The organism is Streptomyces sp. NPDC093097, assembly GCF_044754325.1.
GTDB lineage: Bacteria > Actinomycetota > Actinomycetes > Streptomycetales > Streptomycetaceae > Streptomyces.
Map to the genome: position 1 here is coordinate 90,028 of NZ_JBIVOW010000025.1, position 13,068 is coordinate 103,095.

Annotated in this window: 8 protein-coding genes and 1 tRNA gene; 7 read left to right on the plus strand and 2 right to left on the minus strand. The window is 75.8% G+C overall.

Going from position 1 to position 13,068, the window contains the following annotated elements; translation table 11 throughout:
* Nucleotides 1-110: 110 nt before the first annotated feature.
* From ACIQE0_RS32535 to ACIQE0_RS32545, 3 genes are read left to right on the plus strand one after another with little or no spacing between them, the layout of a single operon-like run.
* Entirely contained in the window at nt 111-1,007 is an 897-nt protein-coding gene (locus tag ACIQE0_RS32535) for an FAD binding domain-containing protein (RefSeq protein ID WP_366332644.1), read from the plus strand.
* Nucleotides 1,004-3,502 (plus strand): 2Fe-2S iron-sulfur cluster-binding protein, encoded by a 2,499-nt coding sequence (locus ACIQE0_RS32540; protein ID WP_402338805.1) that lies wholly within the window; start codon nt 1,004-1,006, stop codon nt 3,500-3,502. The genes ACIQE0_RS32535 and ACIQE0_RS32540 overlap by 4 nt, the downstream gene beginning before the upstream one ends.
* Before the next feature lie 22 nt (nt 3,503-3,524).
* The gene (locus ACIQE0_RS32545) at nt 3,525-5,879 is read left to right on the plus strand and encodes a xanthine dehydrogenase family protein molybdopterin-binding subunit (protein ID WP_366332648.1); all 2,355 of its coding nucleotides are present in this window, start codon (nt 3,525-3,527) and stop codon (nt 5,877-5,879) included.
* A gap of 408 nt (nt 5,880-6,287) precedes the next feature.
* Here ACIQE0_RS32545 and ACIQE0_RS32550 read toward each other — a convergent pair.
* Nucleotides 6,288-6,359 (minus strand) — tRNA-Cys (locus tag ACIQE0_RS32550).
* 120 nt (nt 6,360-6,479) lie between these two features.
* On the minus strand, nt 6,480-7,343 hold the full coding sequence (locus tag ACIQE0_RS32555; protein ID WP_402338806.1) for an alpha/beta fold hydrolase: 864 nt from the start codon (nt 7,341-7,343) through the stop codon (nt 6,480-6,482).
* A gap of 150 nt (nt 7,344-7,493) precedes the next feature.
* Here ACIQE0_RS32555 and ACIQE0_RS32560 point away from each other — a divergent pair, with 150 nt between their 5' ends.
* From ACIQE0_RS32560 to ACIQE0_RS32575, 4 genes are all read left to right on the plus strand, one after another.
* The gene (locus ACIQE0_RS32560) at nt 7,494-9,068 is read left to right on the plus strand and encodes an MFS transporter (RefSeq protein WP_402338807.1); all 1,575 of its coding nucleotides are present in this window, start codon (nt 7,494-7,496) and stop codon (nt 9,066-9,068) included.
* Between the two features lie 315 nt (nt 9,069-9,383).
* Nucleotides 9,384-11,177 carry a DEAD/DEAH box helicase gene (locus ACIQE0_RS32565; protein ID WP_366332654.1) on the plus strand — a complete coding sequence of 598 codons (1,794 nt, stop codon included), beginning with the start codon at nt 9,384-9,386 and terminating at the stop codon, nt 11,175-11,177.
* A 340-nt stretch (nt 11,178-11,517) separates the two neighbouring features.
* On the plus strand, nt 11,518-12,159 hold the full coding sequence (locus ACIQE0_RS32570; protein ID WP_366332656.1) for a helix-turn-helix domain-containing protein: 642 nt from the start codon (nt 11,518-11,520) through the stop codon (nt 12,157-12,159).
* Nucleotides 12,160-12,280: 121 nt separating this feature from the next.
* Nucleotides 12,281-13,066 (plus strand): S16 family serine protease, encoded by a 786-nt coding sequence (locus ACIQE0_RS32575; protein ID WP_366332658.1) that lies wholly within the window; start codon nt 12,281-12,283, stop codon nt 13,064-13,066.
* Nucleotides 13,067-13,068: the final 2 nt, after the last annotated feature.

The window sequence follows — 13,068 nt, forward strand, 5'->3', positions numbered from 1 at the left end:
CCTCGCGCACCGGGCTCGCGAAGATGTGCCAGAGTTGCCACGTCCGGGCTGTGAGCACGTACCGTACGGCGGAGCGGAACTGCCGGGACACCGGGGAAGGGGCAGCTGGGTTGACCACGCACGCACCGCACGCGTCGCAATCGGTGACGTTGCCGGCCTCGCTCGACGAGGCGGTGGCGGCACTGACCGCCATGCCTGCCGCCGTACCCGTCGCGGGCGGCACGGACTTGATGGCGGCGGTCAACGCCGGACTCCTCAGACCCGCGGGTCTGGTGGGCCTCGGCCGGATCAGCGAGATCCGCGGCTGGCAGTACCTGGACGGGCATGCGCTGCTCGGCGCCGGCCTCACCCACGCCCGTATGGGACGCCCCGACTTCGCCGCCCTGATCCCGGGGTTGGCCGCGGCGGCCCGCGCGGCGGGCCCGCCGCAGATCCGCAACGCCGGGACCCTCGGCGGCAACATCGTCACCAGCGCCCCCACGGGCGACACCCTCCCGGTGCTCGCCGCCCTGGAGGCCACGGTCATCGTCGCCGGCCCCGGGGGCGCCCGCCGCGAGATCCCGGTCAGCCACCTGCTCACCGGCCGCGAGATGCTCGGCCCCGGCGAACTCGTCGGCTTCGTACGGGTGCCGCTGCTGCACGCCCCGCAGACCTTCCTCAAGGCCACCGGCCGCACCGGCCCCGGCCGCGCCACCGCCTCCGTCGCGCTGGTCCTGGACCCGGCCCGGCGCTCGGTGCGCTGCGCGGTCGGCGCGGTCGCCGCCATGCCGCTGCGGCCCCTGGAGGCCGAGCAGTGGGTGGCCTCGCTCATCGACTGGGACGGCGAACGCGGCCTGGTCCCCGAGGCGCTGACCGCCTTCGGCGACTACGTGGCGGCCGCCTGCATCCCCGACCCGGTGCCGCCGCAGGACGGCTCCGAACCGGCGGCCCTGCCGCCGGCCGCACTGCACCTGCGCCGTACGGTGGCAGCCCTGGCCCGCCGCGCACTTGGGAGGGCGCTCTCGTGAGCGAAGCAGACAACCGCCACCCGCAGCAGCCGCATCCGCAGCAGCCGCACCCGGAGCACGGCTGGCAGCCGCTGCAGCCGGGCGGCGAGTACGAGTCGGAGGCGACCGCCTTCGTCCAGCTGCCGGAAGGCTTCACCACCGAGGCGTACGGCGCCGGTTACCGCACTCCGGGCACGGACCCGCTGGCCGCCCCCGGCCACGGCTACACCCCGCCGGCCTCGTTCCCCGCGCACCCGCCCGTGCCCCCGGTGCCGTCCGCGGGCACCGACCCCGCGGCGACCGGGCACTGGACGATGCCGTTCGCCGATCCCTCCGCCGGCTACGTCGACCACGCGGCCGGGTACGCCGACCCGGCGGCACAGCATCAGGACCCGTCCGCCGGCTATCACGCCAACGCGCCCCAGGGCACGCAGTCGTGGGCCGGCGAGCAGGTGCACTGGCCGGTCGCCGGCAGCCCGGAGGCGGCCGGTGGCGCGTGGACGGTCCCGGCGGGCGACGACACCCTGGAGGAGTCCGGCGAGTACCTCGTCGGCGACGACCGGCTGACCGGCCACGGCGGCGCCGCGTTCTACCAGGACGGCGGCTACACCGGCGCGCCGTACCAGGGCGACGGGACCGCGCACCAGGGCGGCACCGGGGACACCGGCGCCACCGGCCACTGGAACTTCACCGCCGGGCTGACCGCCACGAGCGGGGGCGCCGACGCGGGCGTGCCGGCCGGCCCCGGCGAGGGCGGCGTGGCCGGCGGGCCCTACCCGGCGCCCGCCGCCGACCCGTATGCGCAGGGCGCCGCCGCGGGCGGGGCGACCGGCCACTGGTCGCTGCCCGCCGACGCACTGGCCCAGTGGCCGCCGGCCGAGCCGGCCCCTCGCCAGGAGGACGCGGCCGCCGGCCAGGAAGGCGTCACGGAGGCGTCCGCCCCGGGGGCCGCCGAAGGATGGTCGATCCCGGTGCTGGAGGGCGAACAGCCCGACACCACGGGGGAGTTCGCGGTCGGTACGGGCCAGGGGGGCGCAGTCGACGCCGGAGCGGGTGCCGGCGTCGGTGCCGGCGTCGCTCCTGATGCCGGGCCCGGCCTGCCGGGTGGTGGGCACGTCGCCGACGGGGCGGCAGTGCCTGCCGGGCATGCCGACCACGTGGGCCACGTCGACCACGTCGTCTACGAGTCCATGGCGCCCGGTGAGCACGCGGCCAACGGCCCGGTGGCGCCTGCCGAGCACGTCCCCCACGAGCCGGTGGCGTCCGGCGAGCCTGTCGTCCACGAGCCCGTGGCGCCCGCCGAGCACGCAGCCAACGGGTCCGCGGCGCCTGCCGAGTTCGCCGAGCACGTGGCCAACGGCCCGGTGGCGCCTGGCGAGCACGTCCCCCATGAGCCCGTGGCGCCTGGCGAGCACGTCGCCTACGAGCCCGCGGCGCCCGCGGAGCATGGTGCCCACGAGCCCGTGGCGCCCGCCGAGCACCTCGCCAACGCGCCTGCTGCGGCCGTCGAGCACGCCGAGCACGCCGCTGCGGCGGCCTCAGCGGCCCCCGTGGCGCCTGCCGAGGCCGTGGATGCCGAGCCCGCGCCGGCGGCGCCGCAGGACGCTCCGGAGGCCGCCGGGGCCGCCGTCCCGGACGCCGCGGAACCCGGTCTCCCGGAGGCGCCCGCCGCGGACTTCGCCGAGCCGGTCCCCGCCGAGCCGGCGCCTGCCGAACCGGTCCCCGCCGAGTCGGCGCCTGTCGAGTCGGCCGCCGCTGAGCCGGCGCCCGCCGCGGACCCGTCGCCGGTGGAGCCGGCCGCCCCCGATACCGAGGCCGCCGCGGCGCACCCGGCGCCCGAACCGGAGCCCGTCGCCGCCGCCCCGGCCGTCCCCGACGGCCACGACGCGCACGACGCCCACGACGCCCACGACGAACACCCCGCCGTCTCCTACGTGTTGCGCGTCAACGGCGCCGACCGCCCGGTGACCGACGCCTGGATCGGCGAGTCGCTGCTGTACGTGCTGCGCGAACGGCTCGGTCTGGCCGGGGCCAAGGACGGCTGCTCCCAAGGGGAGTGCGGGGCCTGCTCGGTCCAGGTGGACGGGCGGCTGGTCGCCTCCTGCCTGGTGCCCGCCGCCACCACGGCCGGCAGCGAGGTCCGCACCGTCGAGGGGCTCGCGCGCGACGGCGTCCCCTCCGACGTCCAGCAGGCGCTCGCCTCCTCAGGGGCCGTGCAGTGCGGCTTCTGCGTACCGGGCATGGCGATGACCGTCCACGACCTGCTGGAGGGCAACCACGCCCCCACGGAGCTGGAGGTCCGCAAGGCGCTCTGCGGCAACCTCTGCCGCTGCTCCGGCTACCGGGGCGTCCTGGACGCCGTCGCCGAGGTCGTCGAGGCCCGTGCCGAGGCCGCCGAGCCGGCTGCCGAGGAGGAGCCGGCCGACACCGCCCGCATCCCCCACCAGGCGGGTCCCTCCGACCCGATGGACGGGGCATCGCACCACCAGGAGCAGCAGCCGGGAGGCGCCGGATGAGTGAGCGGAGCGAGGTCTCGGCATGAGTGGTACGACTGACGGCGCCGGTGCCGCCACCGCGACGCCCGCGGCGGGCGTCCAGGTCCCCGACGAACGGCCGCCGCACGGGCTGGGCGTCTCGCTGACGCCCGCCGACGCGGCGGCCAAGACCCAGGGAACCTTCCCCTACGCCTCCGACCTGTGGGCCGAGGGCCTGTTGTGGGCGGCGGTGCTGCGCTCCCCGCACCCCCGGGCGCGCATCCGGTCCGTGGACACCCGGCACGCCACGGAGCTGCCCGGTGTGCGCGCGGTCGTCACGCACGAGGACGTGCCCGGCGACAAGGCGTACGGCCGGGGCCTGGCCGACCGGCCGGTGTTCGCCAAGGACGAGGTCCGCTACCACGGCGAGCCGATCGCCGCGGTGGCCGCCGACCACCCCGACACGGCCCGGCTGGCGGCCGCCGCGATCGTCGTCGAGTACGAGGTCCTGGAGGCCGTCACCGACCCCCAACTCGCCTTCGAGGCCGAGCCGTTGCACCCGGACGGCAACCTCATCCGGCACATCCCGCTCCGCTTCGGCGACCCCGAGGCGATCGGCGAGGTGATGGTGGAGGGCTTCTACCGCATCGGCCGCCAGGACCCGGCGCCCATCGGGGCCGAGGCCGGGCTCGCGGTGCCGCGCCCCGACGGCGGGGTGGAGATCTACTCCGCCTCCACCGACCCGCACGGCGACCGCGATCTGGCCGCCGCCTCCCTCGGGCTGGCACCGGAGCAGGTCAAGCTCGTGGTGACGGGCGTGCCCGGGGCCACCGCCGACCGCGAGGACCCCAGCGTCGGGCTGTCCCTGGGGCTGCTGGCGCTCCGTACGGGATGCCCGGTGAAGCTGGTTGCCACCCGGGAGGAGTCCTTCCTCACGCACGCCCACCGCCACCCCACGCTGCTGCGCTACCGGCACCACGCCGACGCCGAGGGCACGTTGGTCAAGGTGGAGGCGCAGATCCTGATGGACGCCGGGGCCTACGCGGACACCTCCGCCGAGGCGCTGGCCGCCGCGGTCTCGTTCTCCTGCGGCCCCTACGTCGTCCCGCACGCCGTCGTCGAGGGCTGGGCGGTACGCACCAACAACCCGCCCTCCGGCCATCTGCGCGGCGAGGGCGCGCTCCAGGTCTGCGCCGCCTACGAGGGCCAGATGGACAAGCTCGCCGCGCACCTGGGCCTGGAGCCGGACGAGATCCGCCGGCGCAACCTCATGGCCACCGGCGATCTGCTGCCCACCGGGCAGACCGTCACCTGCCCCGCCCCGGTCGCCGAGCTCCTGAGCGCCGTCACCGAGGCGCCGCTGCCCGAGCTGCCCAAGGACACCCCCGAGGCGGAGTGGCTGCTGCCGGGCGGCCCGGAGGGCGCCGGCGAGCCGGGCGCGGTCCGGCGCGGCGTCGGCTACGCGCTGGGCATGGTGCACATGCTCGGCGCGGAGGGCGCCGACGAGGTGTCCACCGCCACCGTCAAGGTCAGCGGCTCGGTCGCCACCGTCATCTGCGCCGCCGTGGAGACCGGTTCGGGGTTCGCCACGCTGGCGCGGCAGATCGTCCAGGAGACCCTGGGCATCGACGAGGTGCACGTCGCGGGCGTGGACACCGACCAGCCGCCGGCCGGCCGGGCCTGCCACGGCCGGCACACCTGGGTCTCCGGCGGGGCCGTCGAGCGGGCCGCGAAGATGGTCCGCACCCAGCTCCTCCAGCCGCTGGCCCACACGTTCGGGATGTCCACCGAGCTGCTGCAGATCGCCGACGGCAAGATCACCTCGTACGACGGGGTGCTGAGCACGACCGTCGCCGAGGCGCTGGACGGCAAGGAGCTGTGGGCCACCGCGCAGTGCCGGCCGCACCCCACCGAGCCGCTGGACGAGACCGGCCAGGGCGACGCGTTCGTCGGGCTCGCCTTCTGCGCCATCCGCTGTGTCGCCGATGTGGACATCGAGTTGGGCACCGTCCGGGTGGTGGAGATGACCGTGGCGCAGGACGTGGGCCGGGTGCTCAACCCGCGCCAGCTGCGGGCCCGGATCGAGGCCGGGGTCACCCAGGGCCTGGGGGCGGCGCTGATGGAGAACCTCCGCACCAGCCGCGGTCAGGTCCGCCACCCCGACCTGACCGGCTATGCGCTGCCGACCGCGCTGGACGCCCCGGACATCCGGATCGTCAAGCTGGTCGAGGAGCGTGACGTGGTCGCCCCGTTCGGCGCCAAGCCGGTCAGTGCGGTGCCGGTGGTGACCGCGCCGGCCGCGGTGGCGTCGGCGGTCCGCGCCGCGACCGGCCGGCCGATCGGCCGGCTGCCGATCCGGCCGCAGGCGGCGGTGGCGCAGCCGGTGCAGATGCCGCAGATGTCGCAGGTGCCGCAGTGACGATGCCGTCGCGCTGACGCCGCGCCGTGCGGGCCGCTCGGTCCGCACGGCGGCACGCCCGATGCGCCGGCCCCGGCCTTCCCGGCCGCCCCACCTGCGCTTTCACTCTCCGTCACGGCCGTTGTCAGTGCCGTCACCTACGGTGTTTTCCAGCGCGTGAATCCGCGCGTGGCGCCGGTCCGATGGCCGGCGGGACGTCCGATCGGCGGCAGAGCGCCGTCGCGGGGGAGCGGGCCGGAGGCGAGCAATATGCACGGGGGAGAGCGCGAAGGGCGGCGAACGGCCCTGCGGGGCGGGCGAGTCGGGGCGGCCGTGCGCCCGGCGGCGGTCCCCGTGGCCGTGGGGGCCGCCGCCGGGTGGCTGCGCCGAAGCGCCCGCGCGCTGCGCGTCGGGGCGTTGCGCGTAGGGAGGCCGTGGCGGGAATCGAACCCGCGTAACTCGCTTTGCAGGCGAGTCCCTCAACCACTCGGGCACACGGCCGGTGTGCGGTGCGTTGTCGACTCTAGGGCGCCGGGTGGGGGGTCGGGCAAGAGGTGCGGGCGGGTTGCCATGAGGCTGCAACACGCGGTTCATGGAGGGGAGATGGGCGGGCGGCCGGCCTCAGGAGGTGTGGAGGAACTCCTCGACCAGTGGGCGGAAGAGGTCCGGCTCGTCCACCCAGGGGTAGTGGCCGACGAGGTGCAGCGGGCGCACCCGGGCGTCGGGGAAGGCGGCGGCGACGAGTTCGCCGGCGCGCATCCCGGCGACCGCGTCCCGGTCGCCGGTGACCACCAGGACCGGGCAGCCGACCCGCCGCAGCCCCGCCAGCACCGCCTCGCGGGTCGTCTCGGCCACGCCCTGCCAGAAGCCGGCCCGCGGCACGGGGCCCAACTGCCCGCCCTCGGCGGCGGCGTGGGCCCGCTGCGGCGCCTCCCATCGCGCGTAGGCCAGCGGCGCCGCGGTGTACAGCAGCTCGCGCACCTCCGCCAGGTCCGATGCCTCGGCCAGCTCCTGCACCGCCACCGCGGCCCGCGGCCACCACTCCTCGTGCATCCGGGAGGTGAAGATCTCCCGGGCGTCGTCGGGGAGTTCGCCCTGGAGGCGGGAACCGGGGCAGACCAGCACCAGGTGGGTCAGCCGCTCCGGGTGGGCCGCGGCGTACGCCTGGGCCACGGTGGCCCCCGCGTTGTGGCCGAGCAGGGCGAAGCGGGCCAGGCCCAGGTGGGCGCGGAGCGCCTCGACGTCCTCGGCCAGGTGCGGGAAGGCGTACCGGCTCGGGTCGGTGGCGGCCGGGGAGGCGCCGGTGCCGCGGCTGTCCGGGACGATCAGCTGCCGCCCGCCGGCCAGACCGCCCAGGTCCCCCAGGTAGGCGGCGTCCCGGCCGGGGCCGCCGGCCAGGCACAGCAGGGGCGGCAGCGCGGAGCCGGCGGGCCCGAGCACGCGGTAGTGCAGCTCGGCGTCGTCGGCGGTGCGGAAGTACGGCATACGGACAGCTTGCCGGACGGTCCGGGGCGGCGCGGCGGTCCGGGCGGCGCGGCGGGAGCCGGGGCCGGCCCGCGGCGTAGGACCGACGGCCGAGGGGACCCCCGACCTTGGACAGGGGCGCAAGCCGCCGACGGCCCTTACGCTGGCCCGATGACCGCTGACCCTACGAGCCCCGCAGCCGCGGCCGCCCCCGCCACGACGGGCAGCTCCGCCGCCCCCGATGCCACAGGTCCCGGAGCCTGCGCCCCGCCGCCGGACGGTTCCGGCGGCGTCCTCGGCCGGGAGCACCGCGCCCTGACCCTCGGCATCATCTCCGTCGTCTCCCTGATCGCCTTCGAGGCCAGCGCGGTGAACACCGCGATGCCGGTGGCCGCCCGCGCCCTCGACGGCATCGGGCTGTACGCCTTCGCCTTCTCGGCGTTCTTCACGGCCAGCCTGTTCGCGATGGCGCTCTCCGGCGTGTGGAGCGACCGGCGCGGGCCGCTGGCGCCGCTGTTCAGCGGGATCGCCGCGTTCGGCGCCGGGCTGCTGATCGCCGGCGGGGCGCCGACCATGGGCGTGTTCATCGCCGGGCGGGGCGTCCAGGGGCTGGGCGGCGGCCTGGCGATCGTGGCGCTGTACGTGGTCGTCGGCCGCGGCTATCCCGAGCGGCTGCAGCCGTCGGTCATGGCGGCCTTCTCGGCGGCCTGGGTGGTGCCGGTGATCGTCGGGCCGCTGGTCGCCGGGACGATCACCGAGCAGGCCGGCTGGCGCTGGGTGTTCCTCTCCATACCGGTGCTGATACTCCTGCCGCTCGCGGTGATGCTGCCGGCGCTGCGCAAGCTGCCGCGCACCGCGCCGGAGCAGGCTGGCGGCGTCCGGCAGATCCTCGGCAGCCGCCGCTGCCTGCTGGCGCTGGCGGTCGCGGTGGGCGCGTCGCTGCTCCAGTACGCCGGTCAGCATCCGAGCTGGTTCGCGCTGCTGCCGGCCGCGGCCGGGCTGGCGCTGCTGGCCCCGGCCATCGTGCGGCTGCTGCCCCGCGGCACGTTCCGGGCCGGCCGCGGGCTGCCGTCGGTGGTGCTGATACGGGGCCTGGCGGCCGGGGCGCTGGTCGCCGCCGAGAGCTTCATCCCGCTGCTGCTGGTCACCCAGCGCGGGCTGTCCGCCACCCTGGCCGGGCTCTCGCTCACCGGCGGCGGCCTGACCTGGGCGCTCGGCTCCTACGTCCAGAGCCGGCCACGGATGGATCCGCACCGCGAGCGGCTGATGGGCCTGGGCATGGCCCTGCTGGGGACGGCGATCCTGCTGGTGCCGCTGGTGCTGATCGAGGGGGTGCCGGTCTGGGCGGTGGCCGTGGCGTGGACGATCGGCGGGTTCGGCATGGGGCTGAACATCTCCAGCGGCGGCGTACTGCTGCTGAAGCTCTCCCGCCCGGAGGAGGCGGGCAGCAACTCCTCGTCCCTCCAGATGTCCGACGCGCTGGGCAACGTGACCTTCGTCGGCATCAGCGGGGTGCTGTTCGTGGCCTTCGGCGGCGGTTCGATCGCCGCGGCCGGCGCCGCCTCGGCCGCCCCCGCGGGCGCCGGTGCGGTGAGCCACCCGGCGGCGTTCCTGGCCGTCTTCGTGGCGATGGCGGCGGTGGCGGCCGCGGGGGTGGCGGTCTCCGCCCGGCTGCGCCCGAAGGCCGCCGACCAGCCGGGCCCCGTCGGCACGCTCCCGTCTGCCGGGCGGACGACGGGAAGCTGACGGGCTGGACGGACGACGGCAGGGCGACCGCTGGGCGGACGACGGGACGGTGACCAGCTGGGCGGACGACGGGAGGGCGACCGCCGGGCGGACGACGGCACGGCGACCGCCGGGCGGACGGCGGCACGGTGGCGACCGGAGCCGGGCCCGCGCCGCTCCGTCGGACGCGCCCCGGCAACGGCGCCCGGGGCCGCGTCCGCGCGATGTGACCTCGCTCCCACCCCCGGCCGGGAGCGGGCGTTCGGCGCCGGACCGAAAGCGGGTCACCGGTAGGCTGACGCGGTTGCCGATCGCCGACCTCAGCCGACGGAGACCGTGACTACCACCAGCCCCACCAACAGCCATCACCTGTCCCCGGCCTTCCCGGGGCGGGCCCCCTGGGGTACCGCGAACAAGCTGCGTGCCTGGCAGCAGGGCGCCATGGACCGGTACATCCAGACCCAGCCCAGGGACTTCCTCGCCGTGGCCACGCCCGGCGCCGGCAAGACCACCTTCGCGCTCACCCTCGCCTCGTGGCTGCTGCACCACCACGTCGTGCAGCAGGTGACGGTGGTCGCGCCGACCGAGCACCTGAAGAAGCAGTGGGCGGAGGCCGCGGCCCGGGTCGGGATCAAGCTCGACCCGGAGTACAGCGCCGGGCCGTTGGGCCGCGAGTACCACGGCATCGCGATCACCTACGCCGGTGTCGGGGTCCGCCCGATGCTGCACCGCAACCGCATCGAGCAGCGCAAGACGCTGGTCATCCTGGACGAGATCCACCACGCCGGCGACTCCAAGTCGTGGGGCGAGGCGTGCCTGGAGGCGTTCGAGCCGGCGACCCGGCGGCTGGCGCTGACCGGCACCCCGTTCCGCTCCGACACCAACCCGATCCCGTTCGTGTCGTACGAGGAGGGCAACGACGGCATCCGCCGGTCGTCCGCCGACTACACCTACGGCTACGGGAACGCGCTGTCCGACGGCGTCGTCCGGCCGGTGATCTTCCTCTCGTACAGCGGCAACATGCGCTGGCGGACCAAGGCCGGCGACGAGATCGCGGCGCGGCTGGGCGAGCCGATGACCAAGGACGCCGTCTCCCAGGCGTGGCGCACCGCGCTGGACCCGCGCGGCGAGTGGATGCCGAACGTGCTGCGGGCCGCCGACCGGCGGCTGACCGAGGTCCGCAAGGGCATCCCCGACGCCGGCGCGCTGGTCATCGCCTCCGACCAGGAGCAGGCCCGGGCGTACGCCAAGCTGATCCGGGAGATCACCGGCCAGGGCGCGACCCTGGTGCTCTCCGACGACGCGGGCGCCTCGCAGCGCATCGACGACTTCTCGCATTCCGACGACCGCTGGATGGTCGCGGTTCGGATGGTGTCCGAGGGCGTCGACGTGCCCCGCCTCGCGGTCGGGGTGTACGCCACCACGATCTCCACCCCGCTGTTCTTCGCGCAGGCCGTGGGCCGCTTCGTGCGGTCCCGCAAGCGCGGCGAGACCGCGTCCGTCTTCCTGCCCACCGTCCCCTCGCTCCTCGGCTTCGCCAACGAGATGGAGGTCGAGCGCGACCACGTGCTCGACAAGCCGAAGAAGGACGGCGAGGAGGACCCGTACGCCGAGTCCGAGAAGGAGCTGGACGAGGCGAACAAGCAGCAGGACGAGGACACCGGCGAGCAGGAGCAGTTCTCGTTCGAGGCGCTGGAGTCGGAGGCGGTCTTCGACCGGGTGCTCTACGACGGCGCCGAGTTCGGCATGCAGGCGCACGCGGGCAGCGAGGAGGAGCAGGACTACCTCGGCATCCCCGGGCTGCTGGAGCCCGACCAGGTGCAGCTGCTGCTCCAGAAGCGGCAGGCCCGGCAGATCGCGCACAGCCGGAAGCGGCCGGACACCGAGGCGGACCTGCTCGAAATCCCCGCCGAGCGGCGGCCGGTGGTCACGCACAAGGAGCTGCTGGAGCTCCGCAAGCAGCTCAACACGCTGGTGGGCGCCTATGTCCACCAGAGCGGCAAACCGCACGGGGTGATCCACACCGAGCTGCGCCGGACGTGCGGCGGCCCGCCGAGCGCGGAGGCCACCGCCGGGCAGCTCAACGAGCGCATCAAGAAGGTGCGGGAGTGGGCGACCCGGATGCGCTGAGGGGCGTGCCCCGGGGGCGGTCGGAGGGCTGCCGCCGGCGGGCGGCCCGGTAGCCGCGGCCGAGGGCGTGCGCCCCGGTCGCGGTGGCGCATCCGAACCCCTGCCGGAGGCTCTCGCGGTGCGGAGGAAAGTGGATGTTCCGGTCGCCAGGGACCGGATTCTGGACGCGCTCTTCCGCTGACCGGAGTCGGCTCGCTACTGTCCCGGTCACGCACACGCCCCGTGGCAGCGCCGCCGCGGAGCGCAGCCGGTGCACAGGGCCGGCGGCTCTTGGGCGCTGTTCCGGGACGAGCAGCGCGCCGGGTACGGACGCCGCCAACTCACTTCAGGAGGGGGCGTCGTGACCGCGGAGACCTCCCAGACGCTCGACCGGGGACTGCGCGTCCTCAAACTGCTCGCCGACACCGACCACGGGCTGACCGTGACCGAGCTCTCGCACAAGCTCGGTGTCAACCGCACGGTGGTCTACCGCCTGCTGGCCACGCTGGAGCAGCATGCCCTGGTGCGCCGGGACGCCGGCGGCCGGGCCCGGGTCGGCCTCGGCGTGCTGCGCCTGGGCCGCCAGGTCCACCCGCTGGTCAGGGAGGCCGCGCTGCCCGCGCTGCGCTCGCTCGCCGAGGACGTCGGCGCCACCGCGCACCTCACCCTCGTCGACGGCACCGAGGCGCTGGCGGTCGCGGTCGTCGAGCCGACCTGGACCGACTACCACGTCGCCTACCGCGCCGGCTTCCGCCATCCGCTGGACCGCGGCGCCGCCGGCCGGGCCATCCTCAAGGCCCGCCAGGGCCGCCTCCACGACGCCGGACTGGCCCTGACGCACGGGGAGTTGGAGGCCGGCGCCAGCGGTGCCGCGGCGCCGCTCCTCGGGGTCAGCGGCATAGAGGGCAGCGTCGGTGTGGTGTTACTGACGGAGTCCGTCGCGGAGCGGGTCGGTCCGCGGGTGGTGGACGCGGCCCGGGAGGTCGCCGAGGCGCTGCGCTGACGGCCGCCGGCGGTCGCGGCCCGCGGGCGTTCACGTACCCGGTGTGGGGGCCCTGTGGCGCTGCCGTGTGCCTCAGGCGCCGCACGGGACGGACGGGACGGGGGTCAATTAGGCTGGCGGGGTGTCCTCACGCACCCGCGCCCTGCTGGCCTGCACCGTCCTCGTCCTTGCCCTGCTCGTGACCGCCGCCCTGGCTCCGCTGCCGTACGCCCTCGCGTATCCGGGGGTCACGGCCAACGTCCTCGGCGACGACAAGGGCAAGCCGGTGATCACCATCTCCGGGGCGCCCACCCGCGCCACCAGCGGGCAGCTGCGGATGACCTCGATCACCGCCACCGGGCCGGATGCCTCCATCCGCCTGCCGGACGTGGTCCGGGCCTGGTTCCGCACCGACGAGGCGGTGATGCCGCGCGACTCGGTCTACCCGCCGGGCAAGAACACCGAGGAGATCGCCGAGCACAACGCGGCGCAGATGAAGCAGTCGCAGGACAGTGCCACCCAGGCCGCGCTGAACCGGCTCGGGAAGTCCCCCAAGGACGTCAAGGTCGACCTGAGCCTGGCCGACGTCGGCGGGCCCAGCGCCGGCCTGCTGTTCGCGCTGGGCATCGTCGACAAGATGGTCGGCGACGGCGCCGGGCACGACCTCACCGGCGGCCGGGTCGTCTCGGGGACCGGCACCATCGAGGCCGACGGCACGGTCGGCGCGGTCGGCGGGGTGGCGCTGAAGACCCAGGCCTCGCACCGCGACGGCGCGACGGTCTTCCTCGTCCCCCGCCAGGAGTGCACCGACGCCCGCGCCGAGCTCCCCAAGGGGATGCGGCTGATCCCCGTCACCACCCTGGGCGGCGCGGTGGACGCCCTCAAGGCCCTCAACTCCGGCGGCAAGGTGCCCAGCTGCGGCGACTGAGC